This window comes from Paenibacillus naphthalenovorans (assembly GCF_001465255.1).
Classification (GTDB): domain Bacteria; phylum Bacillota; class Bacilli; order Paenibacillales; family NBRC-103111; genus Paenibacillus_G; species Paenibacillus_G naphthalenovorans.
In genome coordinates this window covers 4316027-4332797 of sequence record NZ_CP013652.1, presented here as the reverse complement: position 1 = coordinate 4332797, position 16771 = coordinate 4316027, and the positions used below count along the sequence as shown (strand labels likewise).

Sequence of the window (16771 nt, the reverse complement as noted above, 5' to 3'; positions counted from 1 at the left end):
TTGAAAACGATTTCTTCAAAACATTGTATCAGGGGGTATATCATGAAAAAACTAATATCTGTTTTGACACTTGCCTCTGTCCTCACCTTAACGGCATGCGGCGGAGGCGGACAATCGCAAGGCTCCACAGAAGGAGGAGCGAAAAAGGTTTCTCTGAAAATCGGACATACGCTGGCGGATACGTCCCATTATCAAAAAGGGATGGAAAAGTTTAAAGAGCTGGTTGAGCAAAAATCCAACGGCGAGCTTACGCTTCAGATCTTCCCTAACGGATCGCTTGGCGGCGAGCGCGATATGATTGAAGGCTTGAATGTGGGCAGCCTCGATATGGTATTGACTTCGACGGCTCCGATGAACGGTTTCGTTCCGGAAATTAGCGTTGTAGATTTGCCGTTCTTGTTCCGCGACGCCGATCATGCACATAAAGTATTCGACGGGGAAATTGGACAAGATCTGCGTAAGAAAGTGGAAGAGAAACTGCCGAGCGTAACAACACTGGCCTGGTGGGAGAATGGCTTCCGTAGTGTCACAAATAAAAACGCTGCCATTACCAAGCCTGAAGATCTGAAAGGCATTAAAATCCGTATTCAGGAAAATCCTATTCACAGCGATACCTTTAAAGCTTTTGGCGCCCAACCGACACCAATGTCCTTTACGGAGCTGTTCACCGCGCTTCAGCAGGGTGTCATCGACGCACAGGAAAACCCGGTTCCGGTTATTTACACCTCCCGGTTTAATGAAGTGCAACATCATCTGACGTTGACTCGCCATTTTTACTCTCCGTCGCTGCTGATGGTTTCCAAAAACACATTTAACGGGCTGACGCCGGAGCAGCAGAAAGCGCTTAGCGAGGCCGCTTTGGAAGCAGGAAAATACGAGCGTCAAGTAGTACAAGACATGGAGAAGCAATACCTCACAGAGTTGGCTCAAAAAGGTATGACGATTAACGAAAAGCCGGACATTCAGCCTTTTGTAGATGCCGTGAAGCCGGTATATGACAAGTATCAGCCGCAGTTCGGTGATTTAATCAAAAAAATTCAGGATGTAAAATAAGCTATCAAGAGAGCCACCGTGGCGGATGAGAATCTCATCCGCCATTCACCATCCCACAGATAAGGACAGGATGTGAACGTATGACTACGATCATTAAATATATAGACGGATTGAATAAGCTGTTGCGCTACCTGTGCGCGCTGCTGTTGGCCGTGATGTCGGTTGCTGTCGTATTCCAGGTCGTCATTCGCTTTGCAGGTAAATATATTGATGTTGAAATGCCCGACTGGTCGGAGGAGCTGGCGCGTTACTGCATGATCTGGCTTGTGTTTTTGGGTACGGCCTTGGCGGTTCGTTACAGCGCATTAATCGGCGTGGAGGCCATTGTTGAACGCTTGAATCCGACCTTGAAGCGGATTGTCCGCGTTCTGGTTACAGTGATTACCATGATTTTCTTTTTTATTCTCGTCTATTACGGATTCGAGATGCTGGGTCATGTTTCGGCGCAAGAATCCCCAAGCCTGCGTATCCCGATGTCGATTCCTTATGCGGCACTTCCCGTTAGCGGTATATTCATGCTCTTAAACGCAATAGCTGTGCTGTTGGAAACGATTAAGGGGAAAGCAGGACAACAAAAAGAAGTATTTTCGGGGAGTGAATAACGTATGGCGCTGATTATGCTTGTTTCTTTATTGATTTTACTGCTGCTCAGCGTGCCTGTAGCACTGTCATTAGGACTTGCTTCTACGATCGCTGTTCTTAGCGACGGCAACATGCCTTTGCTTGTTCTGGTTCAGCGGATGTTTGCGGCATTGGACGTTTTTCCGCTAATGGCTATCCCTTTCTTTATTTTAGCCGGCTCTCTTATGGAAACCGGCGGAATCTCACGTCGATTGGTCAACCTGGCTAACTCCCTCGTTGGGGGCATGACGGGCGGTCTGGCGGTTGTAACCGTCGTAACGGCCATGTTCTTCTCCGCCATTTCCGGTTCCAGTGCGGCTACGACTGCAGCCATCGGGTCGATTCTGATTCCGGCCATGGTGCAGCGCGGCTATGATATCCGGTTTGCTTCCGCTACTCAAGCGGTATCCGGTGAATTAGGGGTTATCATTCCTCCTTCTATTCCAATGATTCTGTTTGGTATTTCCGCAGGTGTATCCATTGGCGATTTGTTCTTGGCCGGTTTTATACCCGGGATTATGATTTCGTTCTCCCTGATCCTCACCTGCTGGTTTATTGCCAAGCGTAAAGGCTATAAAGGAAAATCGGGAATCACCATGGCGATGAAAGTCCAAGCCTTCAAAGAAGCTTTGCTCGCACTTCTTATGCCTGTCATCATTCTCGGGGGAATTTACGGCGGATTGTTTACACCGACGGAAGCGTCCGTTGTCGCCGTTGCCTATGCGTTTATCGTAGGAGTATTTATTTATAAGGAAGTTAAATGGAAGGATCTTGTGAATATCTTCGCCAAGTCGTCCATTACGACTGCGATCATCATGGTCATCATTGCCAATGCCGGTATGTTCGGATGGATCTTGACCCGTGAACAGATTCCGCAGCAAATTGGAGAGTTCTTCACTTCCATCTCCAGCAGCCCGATTGTTTTCCTGTTCCTGGTCAACCTCTTGCTTTGGTTTGTGGGTATGTTCTTTGAAACTTCCGCAGCGATCATTATCCTGGCCCCGCTGTTGACACCTGTAGCGATCGCACTTGGAGTCGATCCCGTTCATTTCGGTATGATCATGATCGTCAACCTGGCTATGGGTATGGTTACACCACCTGTCGGCGTGAATCTGTTTGTCGCTTGTCAAATTGCAGGTATACGATTGGAACAAATTATGAGACCGTTGGTTCCTTTCTTGTTCGTGCTTGTCGTGGATATATTAATCATTACTTATGTTCCAAAAATTTCACTACTCTTGCCTCAACTATTTAAATAAGCGCAAAGTCTGGTTATTTTGGGTAGAGAGATAGAATACACTATTCGGATTAGAAAGGTGCTGTCTAAACCATGCTGTTTCCAAAATGGGTGAAGATTAAGCAGCGATTTACCGGACCTGTTGTAACCGACATTGATGCGACCATCGCGCAGGAATTCGCAAAGGTCGGCCTGGCTGAAAAAATCAAGCCGGACCAACGCATTGCGATTACCGTGGGAAGTCGGGGAATTGCCAATATCTCGACCATCGTGAAAGCGGCGGTTCAAGAGCTGAAGAAGATCGGTGCAATCCCCTTCATTATTCCAACGATGGGAAGTCACGGCGGCGCAACAGCGGAAGGCCAAGTCGAAGTGCTGGAAAGCTTAGGAGTCACCGAGGACTTCTGCGGCGCGCCTATTCTGTCTTCCATGGAAGTGGTCCAGGTAGGTGAAACTCCCCAAGGGATGCCGGTCTATGTAGATAAATATGCTGTAGAAGCTGACGGCGTCCTGCTCATGGGAAGAATCAAGGTGCATACCGATTTCAAATCACCGATCGGCATTGAGAGCGGTCTGATGAAAATGGCTGCGATTGGTATGGGCAAGCACAAGCAAGCGCTGCTGATTCACAGCTATGGCGTGCATGGCATTCGCGACATCATGCCAGAAGTCGCCAAGGTGATGCTCCAAAAAGTGAATATTGTGTGCGGCGTGGGCATTGTAGAAAATGCCTTTGAACAAACCGCTATCATTGAAGCGATCCCGACGCCGCTTATCCCGCAGCGTGAATCAGAGCTGCTTCGGCAATCCGCCGCTTTAATGCCTAAGCTTCCTGTTGAGGATATCGATGTTCTTATTGTTGATGAAATTGGAAAAAACTACAGCGGAACCGGAATGGATACGAACATTATCGGACGTATCCGGATTTTGGGCGTTCCTGAGCCCAGCAGTCCGCGTATCAAATATATTATCGCGAGCGATGTCAGCGAGGAGTCGCATGGCAATGCGCTGGGCATCGGGCTTGCGGATGTAACGACCAAACGATTGTTTGATCAAATTGATTTTCAAAAGATGAACGAGAATGTCATCACCAGCACATTTTTGACCCGGGCGGCCGTGCCGATTGTGCTCGACAACGACCGTGAGGCATTGAAGACTGCACTCCGCTCCAATTGGGGCGTAGAACCGGAGCGGGCCAGAATTGTCCGCATTCCAAATACGCTTCATTTGGAATATCTATACGTTTCGGAACCGCTTTTGCCGGAAATTCTCAATCAGCCTCACATTGAGGTGCTCGGGGAACCGGAAGAGATGAGCTTCGATTCGACAGGTTATTTTCCAAAAACAGATTTTACTCATGCCTGAGGAGGAGAGAGAACATGGAAACTTACGGTCATTACATTAACGGAACATGGATCCATGATGAGAACAACTTTACGGTTTACGACAAGTACACGGGAGAAGCGATAGCCACCGTAGGGAATGCATCGAAAGAAACCGTAAATAAAGCTGTTGAATCTGCACTCGAAACGTTCCGTTCCCGTAAACTGAGCCCTACCCAACGTTACGATATCTTGATGAAAGCCGCCGGCATCATTCAAGACCGTAAGGAAGAATTGGCGCTTGTGATGGTGCGCGAGGTAGGAAAAGTGCTGAAAGACGCGCTTGCCGAAATCGACAGAGGCACCCAAACGCTCATCGCATCGGCGGAAGAAGCCAAGCGCATTGCCGGTACAGGCATTCCTTTGGGACAGCCCGGCAATGACCAAAAAATGGCTTTCAGCATTCGGGTTCCGGTAGGCGTAGTCTGTGCGATTACTCCTTTTAATTTTCCGTTCAATTTGACTGTCCATAAAGTAGGGCCGGCCATTGCAGCCGGAAATACCATTGTATTAAAGCCGGCGGAGATGACGCCCATCATCGCTTGCAAATTGGCTGAAATTTTGACGGAAGCCGGACTTCCCGCAGGTTTCTTAAATGTGGTCAACGGCCTAGGCTCGGAAATGGGCCAATATTTGTTGGAAGATGAGCGCATCGCAATGTACACCTTTACGGGCAGCCCGGGTGTCGGACGTCATATCAAGAGCGCGACAGGCATCCGCAAAGTGACGTTAGAGCTTGGCAACAACTCTCCCAACATCGTGCATCGGGACGCCCCTGATCTGCAAAGAGCGGCGGAGCTCTGCGTCACACGCGGCTATTCCAATGCCGGTCAGGCATGTATTTCGGTTCAGCGCGTCTATGTTCACCAAGACGTATTTAACGAGTTTGTAGACAAAGCCATCCAAGTTGCCCAAAAGCTGAAGGTCGGCGATCCGAAAGACCCTTCAACCGATATCGGCCCGATGATTGCCGAGAGAGAAGCGATTCGTGCTGAATCCTGGATTAAAGAAGCGGTGGCGCAAGGCGCCAAGATCGCTTTCGGAGGCACACGGGAGGGAGCTGTTTTACAGCCTACCATCTTAACGAACACCACCCCTGACATGAAAGTGATGTGCCAAGAGGTATTCGCGCCTGTCATCAGTATTGTGCCTTACGAGGACATTGACGATGCATTCCGTCAGGTCAATGATTCCCGCTTCGGACTTCAGGCCGGGTTCTTCACCAATGATCTTCAATTGGCCATGCGTGCCGCTCATGAACTGGAGTTCGGCGGCGTAATCATCAATGACGTTTCCACTTATCGTGCGGATGTTATGCCTTATGGCGGTGTCAAGGACAGCGGAACCGGAAAAGAAGGCCCTCATCATGCGGTTCAAGAAATGACGGATGAGAAGATTGTTGTTATTCATATGCAATAAGCAGCCGGAATGATTATTATATCTTAATAGATAATGGGGTATGAACATGAGAAACGTCTGGGAGTATTTCTCAACGGGACAAATCGTATTTGGTAATGGTGCCATCCGTGAATTGGACAGAGTGTTGAAGCGTCTTAAAGCAAACCGCGTTCTGCTGGTTACCGACCCGGGAATCAAGCAAGCGGGCATTGCCGATAAAGTCATTTCTATTTTGCAAGACGCCGGTTATACGATCGTCGTGTATGACAAAGCTGTACCGGAACCTCCGGTAAGCTCGGTATTAGAGTGTTTCGCATTCGCCAAGGATCAATTGAATCCCGATGCCGTTATCGCTCTTGGCGGAGGCAGCAGCATTGATCTGGCGAAAGTGGTGGCCTTATTGATGGCTCACGGCGGACATCCGCTGGATTACGTTGGAGAGAATCTGGTTCCGGGGCCGATTGCTCCTTTAGTTGCCATACCAACGACAGCAGGAACGGGCTCCGAAGTCACATCCGTTGCGGTACTTACCGATACGGACAACAATCTTAAGGTAGGCGTTTCCGACAATTACCTTCGCCCGGCTGTCGCCTTGCTGGATCCCGAATTAACGCTTGGGCTTCCCCCATACGTAACGGCGTGTGCCGGAATCGATGCCTTATCGCATGCCATTGAGGCTTATACAGCCAAAAACCATAAGTATATTCAAGCGGAAGGCAGCATCTTGTTCCAAGGCTCCATTCCGATCAGTGATGCGCTGGCCATGGAAGCCATTCGCCTCATTGCCGGCAATTTAACCGTCGCCGTACAGCAGGGCAGCAACGTAGAAGCCAGATCGAATATGCTTCTTGGCAGCCTGCTCGCAGGCTTGGCTTTCTCGAATGCCGGGACAGCTGCAGCCCATGCGCTGGCTTATCCGATCGGCGGTCTGGTCAAATCGCCTCACGGCGAAGTGACGGGGCTCCTTCTGCCATATGTCATGGATTTCAACGGCGATGTTGAACCTGAAAAAATGGCCAATATCGCAAGAGCGTTTCATGTGAATGTGGACGGATTAACGGACCGGGAGATCGCGGAAAAAGCATCCTCTGCGGTATTGGACACCTTGCGCGCAATCGGTCTGCCTACAAAGCTGTCCCAGATCGGTATCCGCGAGGAAGACATTCCGCATATTGCTCAAACCGCTTTAACCATCGCGCGTCTTGTCCGAAACAATCCAAGGGTTCCTACACAAAAAGGATTTGAGGAGCTTCTTCGCAAAGCTTTATAATTAAGCCTGGAATGAAAATAGGCTTTACTTAAATGATTGGGGAACAGTATACCTGTTCCCCTTTTCTTGTTCATATATAGTTATTTTAAGGAAATCAGCCCTACCGAATACAGGAAAATGAGCACAATCAGGATCGGAGACACTACACGCAGCAAGAACATCCATAGCTTATACCAGATACCCGACAGTCCCGCTTCCTCACCTGCACGTTTCCATGCATACCCGGTAAACAATGTAATGATAAGACCGCCCAGCGGCATTAATATATATGAGGTAGTAAAATCGACCAAATTGAAAATCGTTTTGCCTCCAATTTGGAATGGGGCGAGGATTCCCGCAACGGAAAGGGTTGACGGAATACCCACTAAAAAACAGATGATTGATGTATACACCGAAGCTTTTTTACGGCTCAGCTGCCATTTGCGCATAACGTATGCTACGGGCACTTCTAATATAGAGACCGCAGAGGTTAGTGCAGCAATAGCCAGCAGCAGGAAAAATAAGCCCCCAAAGAAAAATCCAAACGGCATTTGCGAAAAAGCCACAGGCAGTGCCATAAAGACCAATCCTACACCTTCGCCGGGCTGAAGCCCATAGGAGAAAACGGTAGGAAAAATAACCAGGCCAGCAATCAACGCGTAAAACAAATCGCCAAATCCAACAGCTAGCGTAGCGGCACCCAGGGATTGCTCTTTCTTGACATAAGACCCGTAAGTGAGCATACAGCCGAATCCGAGTGATAAGGAGAAGAATGCATGCCCCAGTGCCACTAGCGCCGATTCCGCATTAAGTTTTGTAAAATCGGGCTTTAAGAAAAAGCTTACCCCCTCTTCTGCCCCCGGAAGCGTAAGGGATCGAACCATAAGAATAAGCAAAATCAGCAAAAAGCCTGGAATCAAAATCTTATTAAACTTTTCAATTCCACCGGAAATGCCTTTGGCTATAATCCACCCCGTGAGCAGCATAACTACGGCTTGCCAAAACAACGGCATATATCCGCCGGCAAAGGATTCGAATTTCTCTTTATAGTCGACGCCCGATTGAAACAGCAAGCCCGTGAACGATTCTACTGTATAATGCAATGTCCATCCGACTACAACGGCATAATAAGACATGACCAGAAAAGCCGTTATGACAGGGAACAGTCCGAGGATGCCCCAATATTTTTTGCCTGACAGGTTAAACAAGGAAGTGGATGCATTGCCCCTTCCTCCGCGGCCGATCGTCAACTCTGCAAGCAAAATCGGCAGTCCTGCTACAATGAGACAAATGATAAACAATAGGAAAAATGCGGCTCCACCGTATTGTCCTGTAATATAGGGAAACTTCCACATATTCCCCAAACCTACCGAGCTTCCGATTGCCGCCAAAATAAACCCGGTGGAAGTAAACCGTTCGCTTAGCCCTGCCTTAGGAGAAGACTGGGATGCTGGTATCTTTCTCATGATAGTTCTCCTGTTCTCTAGATGTTTACTAAAATACTAAATTAGCATAAAACGAATTCTCATTTCTGTCTACTAGAGAATAATAATTAACAATAATTGACATCACGAGTGCTCATAGAATTCAATAAAAAATGAAAAAAAGTTGATCTAAATTAAACGGATGTGGGAACCTTTCCCCATAGTTACGGACTCAAATAGATGAAAATAACTTCAAGGGGGTGAAATCCTGGATGGAAGAAGACTTAAGGAAAGCTCAGCAAGGTGATCGAGATGCTTTTACGAGATTGATAAAAAATATGGAGGGAAATCTGTATCGCATAGCATCGTCGATATTGAAATCTGATCAGGAAAAATTAGACGCAGCGCAGGAGGCGATCATCAAAGCGTATGTTTCGCTTCCAACATTGAACCATCCTCGCTTCTTTAAAACATGGTTGATTCGCATCCTTATTCGGGAATGTATGAACATCGCCCGATCACGTAAAAAAGTAATCCCCATAGGGGAAATAGTCGAACCTGCAGCCGATCAACGTTTCGAAAACCGTATTGAACTGCAGGAAGCAATCAACAGCTTGGAAGAAGATCATCGGACTGTCATCCTCTTACACTATATGGAAGATTTATCGATTAAGGCTATCGCCGAGATTTTGGAACAGAGGGAGGGAACAATAAAATCCAGGCTTAATCGCGCACGAAAAAGATTATCCCAATTCATGAGCGATCACTACAACGAAAGAGGTTTTGTGAATGAACGAATATAATATCGATCAAGCGTTGAGACATATGAGGCAAAAAAGGAAAAACTCCGTCCCCGAGTTTTTCAGTAATGGTATAGACGAAGTATTAACACGCTTGCCTGAACAAATGAATGAAGCGAAAACAGAGACGAAGAAGAGATTAAAGTGGGGCTGGGTACAAACCACGGCGGCAGCATCCATTGTTTTCTCCTGCATCATTTATTCCGGATTTGCTTCGCCCGCAATGGCTTCGATCCTAATGAAAATACCAGGTTTACATTTTATATACTCCGCGACCTATGAAGATGTTTCAAAACAACCTGAAGACCCACATTTGCTTCGAGGTTCGCAGTTTCATTTTGGCAATCATGGTCCGTTTGACGTTATAGATAAAATGGGCCCAAATATCAAGCAATTTATTGCTTACTCCGAATTGGAGCAATATATTGGGATGGAAATACCACGGATTCCTGATCAAGAGGGGAGCATCCGGGTTACAGATTATAATGGAATAGGCTATGAAATCCATGCCTTTAACAGATCGGGGATGCTTTTAGACGTCGTTCCTAATGCGGTCAACCTTCCACAGTTTGAAGGAAGTAGTGTAAATCCTGTTATCAAATCAACGACGGATTTAAACGGACTGGAAGCGGATGTTCTTTCTTATCAATTCAGTACAAAGAATCCGGATGATCGCACCAGCTATATAACTTGGCAGCGAAATGGGTTTACACTTATTTTAGCCGGAACCCAACCCATAAACCAATTGATCGAGGTTGCGCAAAACATAGACAAACAAGCAATGAGGATGAAAGCGGACAAAAAGTAAATTTTATTCAAAAACAAAAGCTTATATGCAGTACTGTCAGTACTTTTGTCAAGAATAATTGTCAGTCATGTTATTGCGACATAAATCTTTACTTTCCACTGCTACTTCAATCTCTGCTTTACCATAGATATGTCTAACATGAAACAGGAGCCCAAAAAATGGGCTCCTTGATCATTCTAACACGCAGCATATTAATATTATTAATTCCAGAATAAATATGTCGCCACGATAACCGATACAAGCAACCCTGCCGCAAACATAGCCCACCTTCCAGCCAATTGCTTTTTCTGCGGTCGATGCGTATCCCGGATCATCTGCACTTGATCGTACAGAAACTCAATATGCGATGCAGTCCGCGTATGGACGCTCTTGGCCTTGTCCAACTCATCCAGGATTTCATCCATGACCGCGACATTTTGTGCATGGTAGACGGCCAACGTCAGCACCAGCTTGATTGTTGTCTGTTGGGCTTGTGTCAAATCCCTCATGAGCGATATCATTTCTTTGTTTGTGGAACCGGTAATCGATCCAATGACACGCCCGATCACTCCCTGATTTTCAAGCCGATCCAGCCGGTGCTCAATAGATGAGAGCTGAGAAAGGGATTGTTGAACAATGGACTTTACCTGGTTTTGATCAACCAGCCGCGGGTTTTCTTTAACAACTTCATTAACCTGCCGTTTGCTTGGGAGGCTAACTGCTTTTTCATTCATTTGCGTCACAGGTTATCGTCCTCCTTGCAGACGGTTTCGCATGCTATCCAATCGGGATAGAATGCTGTCTGCCTGTTGACTGTAGTCGATTCGCATCCTATTGTCGTTGTCCCGCTCCAACTTGGTGTAGATGTTGTCGGCCTGCATGCGGTCGGCAATCATATCATCAACGGTGGAGAGAGCCTTTGCCAATGTATATCCGTTCATCTCGGTAAGCTGTGCGACGTAAACCGTACCGTTGTTCAAGAGTTTCACATTAGCATGTACGGCTCTTGTTGTTTCCAGCACTCCGCCAAACATACCATCGCCGTATGCTTCATCCAGCAACCGGCGAAGTGTTACACCAACGACGAAACCGACGCCAGCACCGATGATACCGCCCGGAATGAACAACGATAAGCTTGCCAACGCACCTCCGGTTATGGTCCCTTTTAGACCGTCCTTTGCCATTTTCATCTTCATCTCGTCAAATGTCATCTTCCCCGATTTATACTGCAAGTAAGTGACGAGGCCGGATACCGTTACGGAAATAACTGCTCCGATTGCCGCCCCGCTAATCATTTCACCTGCAACCGAACCCGGTGTCATCCCAACGGCAAGCTGCTCGTTCAGGATTTTATTGCTCAACTCATTGGCTGAGTCCAGATTGTCTTGAAGCGTACCCATCACCTTTGTCGGATTCGGAATGCCCAGTTCATGGGCACGATCAATCAATTCCTGTGGGCCAACAAGGACAGTGGTCGGTTTGTAATGGTCGTTGTTCAGAAAATCCTTCAACGTCTCGTTGATGCTGTCTGCGGAACGAAGCGTCTTGACTTGGTACTCGTTGATGATCTCCCCGGTCAGGCGGTTGTACTCTATTGCATCGATGCCGGGGTTGTTGCTGACGATTCTGCCATCCGCATTACGCGGAAAGTCGGTTTTCGTGAATATACTGCGGATATTGCCTTGCATTTCACGGATGAAATCGACTTCGCCAGCAGCGTCCCCTTGAATACGGCTTAGAGCATTAGCGGCAGCGTTATTGCTTCCCTGCAACTGCTCTTCAAGCCACTCTTTCAATCCATCGGTTGTCTTAAATGCATCCACATTCGGAAATTTCTCCTGAAGCGTCTGAGTGATTTTTACTTCACGTACAAATGCATCGGTTCCCTCGAACACATTTGGGATTCCGTAACGGGCTACCTCATACGTAGGGATGGTTGTGGCGATATTAATGAAATTAGCGATCTCTTTCTCGGTGAGATTATGATGCAGATGCCGGACGCCGATAGTACTCGTGATTTCGTGATCCATTCGGCATTTCTTGCAGTAGTAGCTGTTGTTCAAACGGTTTCCTCCATGAATCCAGACTAAAAAAGCAGAGGGAGCACGCGGCTCCCTCCTTTGTAATGATGCGGAATTTTACAGGTTGATACGCCGGATCGCATTGCTTTCTTTATCATAGAGGATGACATCGCCGTTATTATCGAAGCTTATCAGATCGATCCTTTTAATGGGCAGGCCATCATTGTAGATAAGGTCATTTCCATCTACAAAGGTAGACATATTTCCATCTGTACTCAATTCGTAGATGGTAGCTCCGCTGGTCAAATAAAATTTGCCCTCGTGAGCCGTGACGCTGTCATATTGGGTATTATCATAATCAACGACTTTATCCACCTTGAGGGGAAATAACTGAACACTATAGAGCTTGCTTCGACCGAAAACAAATACTTTGTTGTCTGTCGCAAATGCCGTGGCAACCGGAGCATAGCCATAATAGTCAGACACATCAATGTCGTTGTATGTTGAACTGCTGGCGAGAAGGTCTGCCTGAGCGGAAAGTTGCCCCTGAAAGATGCTCGATTCATGAGCCCCGGTTATACCATAAATAACAGAGTTGTTATCTGGGAATGCAATGAAGTCATAATAGCGTCCGGACTTTTGCCCATAAGCGGCCATGTTGATGCCGGTTGAAATATCATAGATAACAGCATCGGTTCCATATTTGGATGGCAGGTAAACATTTGATGCCAAATACAGCTTATCGTTTGCATAGTTATAAGCCAGTTTCATTGGCGTCAAATTTGTGTAATCGAAGTGAGTCACCTGACTTCCATTCTTGAGATCCCAGTTGAACTCATGGTTAATCGTCTTGTACGTTTCGACCGTTCCATTGGAACTGTTGAATTTGCGAATCTTCTTCTTTTGACTGTCCAAGAAAAAGACGTTGTTATTCTTATCGACAACCATACTGTCGACAACGTTGATTTTCGCCATGCGTACAGGCCCGTCCACATCCCCTTGACCGTTACCGCCAACTAAAGTATCTACACTGAATTTCACCGCCTGTGATGGTTGTTGCGGGTTGCTTGGTGTTGACGGATTTGTTGTTGGCGATGTTGGGTTCGGTGTTTGACCCGGTTGAGTTACCGGCGGTACAGACGGTGTGGTCGTTTGTTCGCCGCCTATGGTTTTGTTGTCATTTCCAAACTGGAAGGCCCGCCAAAGCATTACCGTAGCTTCAGCCCGGGTAACTGTTGCTTGCGGACGGAACGTTTCATCCGGGAACCCGGAAACCAGCCCATTTTCAACTGCGATGGCTACGTAATCCTTAGCAGACTCGGAGATACCATCATAGTCCTTAAACATAGCTTGGATCGTGCTATGGTCGGGCAAGCGGCTCATATCGTATCCTTTGAGCTTCACAAGGGCAACCGTGATATCCTCCCGTAATGCAGGTGACGCAGGATTGAAGATATACTCCCCGCTCGCAGTACGGTATCCGCTCATGTAGTCCTTGACGGCTTCCACAAAAGGAGATGCCCAATTTGTAACCGGAATATCAGAAAACGATGAATAATTCACCTTTTTCGCTTGAATTCCTGAAGCGGTCAGCATGATCTTGGCGAATTCAGCACGTATGATGGTGTTGTCTGGACGGAACTTTTTGTCAGGATAGCCATCGATCACTTTTCTGTTGACCATTTCAGCTATGTACTTGTACGCCCAATGCGTCGGTGGAAGGTCAGTAAATGACACGGTCGGCGAATTGGCAGGTGCATTTTGCCACTCCTCTCCGTATTCAGGCAGTGCCGCTGACGCCGCGCCGACTGTACCAAACAGTAATACAAAGGTGATAAGCAGAGTTGTCATTTTCTTCATTGCTTTTGTTTCCCCTTTTCTTTGGAGTGTCCTGACCGTTATAGGTAACATGGAGCAATTTGTTCAGTGTCTTTCTGTTTTGTGATACCCCCTATCAAAAAATGTAGAATCTTGGAAGTCGCTATACGAGGACATTATACAACAAGCTGCCCATCTATGTGTAGTTCAATTGTCACTGTCATAGGATAATCGTCCCAATCACACTCTGCTAAGATGAAGTTGAGGTGATACTTAATGGATTTCAAGCAAACGGTAGGTGAACAAATTCGTAGGGTACGTAAACTCAGAGGAATGACGCGAGAACAGTTGGCTGAACAATCAGGCCTTATCTTCAGCTATATAAATGACGTGGAAAGAGGCATTCGTAATATATCTCTGGAATTCCGATTGAGGCTGGGAATGGAAAAGCGGGCAATGGAAGGCAAGTTCAATGGAGGAAGAGTGCTGGGGTACGACAACATGGATAAGGAACTAGTCACAATGAAAATGAGGTCGTCATTGTTCGCAGGCACCAAGAAGAGTCGGGCGGCAGATCACCAAGATTAATCTTCTTTTTCGACTTTACTATCGATGCATTACAAAAGGACTCCGCAACATTGCTTAGCCGTCTAGCGGTCGCCCAACAATTAGATTATATTGCCCCTCTGGAATCCTTCGTATTGGACAGCCTGAATCAAACACATACTGACAGCCTCAGGGACTTGATGAAGTCCCTTAATATTTTACCCTTAGCGATGATACGGTTCACCTTACACGCTATAACGGCTAAATCTTCACAGTTTTGCGATCTAAAACAATAAAACCCCCAGACCATTTAATATGGAACTGGGGGTCGCTTTTAAAATATTCAGTACTCCCGAATATTATTATTTTAATTTTATCAAGTAATCTTGATTGACAGCAACTTTGGCGTTCACACGCTGCAATGAGATCGTATAGCTATCCAGCATAGGTGCGGGGATATAAAGGTCAAGGTATGGCAAACCTATATCGCTGCTTTCAGCCCTCTCCCATCCTTCTATCTTGAACTCCTCACTCAAGGCATCCAAGTTTATACCAATTTCCTTATTTTTTTCCATTTTGGCGTAATAATCCGGAATATAGAACCTTACGCCATCTAAAATCTTTTGATCAGGGTATTCCTTTTTAATTTTTAGATGGATGTATCCGTTTTTGAACTCCGCTCCCTCAATAACGATAAGTCTTTTTTTAAATTGCACGGTTTTGGGAAAAGTATCATTCTTTGAGAGTTCGAAGGTGCCGCTCGGATCTTTTTCGGTTACCGAAACCGTACCGATATGCAATTGCAATGCCGCCGTATCTTTTTCGAAAAATATTGACGACGAAAACGGCAACTGTTGTTTGCCATCCTCCAGCATCAGGGCGGGACCGGACGGATCGTACTTGTATACATTTCCCTTCTCATCTTTCAGATACGGAGCCATCCCCTCTTCTCTCGGGAAATCCAAAGTCAAGCCATTTTTATCGTAAAGAATCGCATTCATCGTTGTCGGTTGAATGGTCAACTTTTCCAAAATGAATTCCTTCAGATCGGGGTCGAAGACCGCAATTGGAAGCGATTGATTGGGTTCGTACACTTTATTATGAAGCAGTTTATTTTGATCGACTGGAACAGCAATCATTCCCATTTGCTCGATATCCGCACGTTTAATCTCTCGGTTTAAAATAAGCTTCCTCACTTCAAATTGAAGCTCTTTTTCCTTTGCCAGAAACTCTCGCGCCGCATTTTCCGGTAGCTGAAATTTATAAGAAACTTGAAGGACCGGTCCTTTGCTTTCATCCGTTGTTTCGGCAATCGTGGTGCCCGTAGTTGAACCACCACCTCGTAAATTGATCGGAGCGACTTCAATATGAACGTTGCTTCTGCCATCCCTTACGTCATATTCGTTTGTGCGAATGAATGCCTTAAACAATAGTTCCTCGTCGGTTAAATAGATATCACTTATCGTTACGGTGGTCCCGCCAAATTGCGCGGTTTTCGCCTCAATAGGCGTGTACCCGTTTTCAATAGCTACTTGAACTCCATCTTGACCTCTTAAGTGATTGAGCCAATCAACAGCAATATCAAATCCGGGGACTTCTTTCATATAAGCGGCAAATGCGGGGGACATGGATACACCCACAGAAAATGTACCGGTTAAGATGGCAATAGCCGCCGCAGACTTCGACAAAATCGAAAAAAGATTGAGCTTGTGCCGCCCGTTGGGTCTACTTTTGATCACAGAAGTTTCCCGCTCCCTCTCATAAATATCGGAGACTTCTTTTGCGAAACGATATAGGGAATTCGGAACGGCAACTTTGGATAAGGACTGTTGCAACTCTGATTTGAACTGCAATTCATTTTTCATAGTTGAGCCACCTTTGTATTTAAGTCCGGAAACGATACTAATTTGCTAAGTCGGATTCTCGCACGATGAAGCCGGGTTTTGACAGTTCCCTCATTAACATGCAACACATTCGCAATCTCATCGATTTTCATTTCTTGAAAATAATAAAGGACAATGACCGTTCGCTGCTGTATATCCAAGGACATGACCGCTTCCAAAATCTCACTTGATTGCTCTTTTCGAAGTATTTTTTCTACAGGTGATGAGGAAGTGTCGTTTACGATAACCGATTCAATATCCAAACCATCAAATCGGTTTTCCTTTCTTACAAGATCCAATGCCCTGTTTGCTATAACGCGGCTGAACCAGCCATTAAAATGTCGGATTTCCTTGCCTGCCTTGATCGATTGGTACGCTTCGATCATCGCATTTTGTACGGCTTCCTCCGCCAAATGCGGTGAGCGCAAAATGGCCAAAGCGGTATGATAAGCTTTTGGAATTAATGGTTCCACCAGTTTAGCGAAAGCTTCCTTTTTACCGCTTCGAATTTCTTCAAGTAATCGATGTTCACTTTGGGATTCCATAAAGTAC

General features: G+C 46.4%; 15 protein-coding genes. 9 read left to right on the top strand and 6 right to left on the bottom strand.

What is annotated here, in order from left to right; all coding sequences use genetic code 11:
* Positions 1–42: 42 nt before the first annotated feature.
* The 6 genes from IJ22_RS21250 (at position 43) to IJ22_RS21225 (ending at position 6961) form a co-directional block, all read left to right on the top strand.
* The gene (locus IJ22_RS21250) at positions 43–1053 is read left to right on the top strand and encodes a TRAP transporter substrate-binding protein (RefSeq protein ID WP_062410231.1); all 1011 of its coding nucleotides are present in this window, start codon (positions 43–45) and stop codon (positions 1051–1053) included.
* 80 nt (positions 1054–1133) lie between these two features.
* The gene (locus IJ22_RS21245; RefSeq protein ID WP_062410230.1) at positions 1134–1655 is read left to right on the top strand and encodes a TRAP transporter small permease; all 522 of its coding nucleotides are present in this window, start codon (positions 1134–1136) and stop codon (positions 1653–1655) included.
* A gap of 3 nt (positions 1656–1658) precedes the next feature.
* A complete protein-coding gene (locus tag IJ22_RS21240) occupies positions 1659–2933 on the top strand; it encodes a TRAP transporter large permease (RefSeq protein WP_062410229.1) in 1275 nt (424 codons plus the stop codon).
* Between the two features lie 71 nt (positions 2934–3004).
* Positions 3005–4276 (top strand): nickel pincer cofactor-dependent isomerase, group 22, encoded by a 1272-nt coding sequence (locus tag IJ22_RS21235; RefSeq protein WP_062410228.1) that lies wholly within the window; start codon positions 3005–3007, stop codon positions 4274–4276.
* Between the two features lie 14 nt (positions 4277–4290).
* On the top strand, positions 4291–5712 hold the full coding sequence (locus IJ22_RS21230; protein WP_062410227.1) for an aldehyde dehydrogenase family protein: 1422 nt from the start codon (positions 4291–4293) through the stop codon (positions 5710–5712).
* A gap of 46 nt (positions 5713–5758) precedes the next feature.
* Positions 5759–6961: a hydroxyacid-oxoacid transhydrogenase gene (locus IJ22_RS21225; RefSeq protein WP_062410226.1), complete on the top strand. Its 1203-nt coding sequence runs from the start codon at positions 5759–5761 to the stop codon at positions 6959–6961.
* An 80-nt stretch (positions 6962–7041) separates the two neighbouring features.
* Here the strand turns inward: IJ22_RS21225 and IJ22_RS21220 are convergent, their stop codons facing one another.
* Positions 7042–8406, bottom strand: a complete 1365-nt coding sequence (locus tag IJ22_RS21220; protein WP_062410225.1) for a sodium-dependent transporter — start codon at positions 8404–8406, stop codon at positions 7042–7044.
* Between the two features lie 230 nt (positions 8407–8636).
* On the opposite strand from IJ22_RS21220, the gene IJ22_RS21215 reads away from it, so the two are divergent.
* Both IJ22_RS21215 and IJ22_RS21210 read left to right on the top strand, forming a co-directional pair.
* Positions 8637–9167, top strand: coding sequence for a sigma-70 family RNA polymerase sigma factor (locus IJ22_RS21215; protein ID WP_062410224.1), 531 nt, complete (start codon positions 8637–8639; stop codon positions 9165–9167).
* Positions 9154–9972: a DUF4179 domain-containing protein gene (locus IJ22_RS21210; RefSeq protein WP_062410223.1), complete on the top strand. Its 819-nt coding sequence runs from the start codon at positions 9154–9156 to the stop codon at positions 9970–9972. The genes IJ22_RS21215 and IJ22_RS21210 overlap by 14 nt, the downstream gene beginning before the upstream one ends.
* 200 nt (positions 9973–10172) lie before the next feature.
* Here IJ22_RS21210 and IJ22_RS21205 read toward each other — a convergent pair whose 3' ends face one another.
* From IJ22_RS21205 to IJ22_RS21195, 3 genes are all read right to left on the bottom strand, one after another.
* A complete protein-coding gene (locus IJ22_RS21205; RefSeq protein WP_062410222.1) occupies positions 10173–10694 on the bottom strand; it encodes a hypothetical protein in 522 nt (173 codons plus the stop codon).
* 3 nt (positions 10695–10697) lie between these two features.
* On the bottom strand, positions 10698–12014 hold the full coding sequence (locus IJ22_RS21200; RefSeq protein ID WP_062410221.1) for a hypothetical protein: 1317 nt from the start codon (positions 12012–12014) through the stop codon (positions 10698–10700).
* Positions 12015–12089: 75 nt separating this feature from the next.
* Positions 12090–13832 carry an S-layer homology domain-containing protein gene (locus IJ22_RS21195; protein WP_062410220.1) on the bottom strand — a complete coding sequence of 581 codons (1743 nt, stop codon included), beginning with the start codon at positions 13830–13832 and terminating at the stop codon, positions 12090–12092.
* 234 nt (positions 13833–14066) lie between these two features.
* On the opposite strand from IJ22_RS21195, the gene IJ22_RS25850 reads away from it, so the two are divergent.
* The gene (locus IJ22_RS25850) at positions 14067–14378 is read left to right on the top strand and encodes a helix-turn-helix domain-containing protein (RefSeq protein ID WP_082660902.1); all 312 of its coding nucleotides are present in this window, start codon (positions 14067–14069) and stop codon (positions 14376–14378) included.
* A gap of 320 nt (positions 14379–14698) precedes the next feature.
* Here the strand turns inward: IJ22_RS25850 and IJ22_RS21185 are convergent, their stop codons facing one another.
* Positions 14699–16201: a DUF4179 domain-containing protein gene (locus tag IJ22_RS21185; RefSeq protein ID WP_062410219.1), complete on the bottom strand. Its 1503-nt coding sequence runs from the start codon at positions 16199–16201 to the stop codon at positions 14699–14701.
* Positions 16198–16764, bottom strand: a complete 567-nt coding sequence (locus IJ22_RS21180) for an RNA polymerase sigma factor (protein ID WP_062410218.1) — start codon at positions 16762–16764, stop codon at positions 16198–16200. Before IJ22_RS21180 ends, IJ22_RS21185 begins: the two co-directional genes overlap by 4 nt.
* Between the last annotated feature and the right edge of the window lie 7 nt (positions 16765–16771).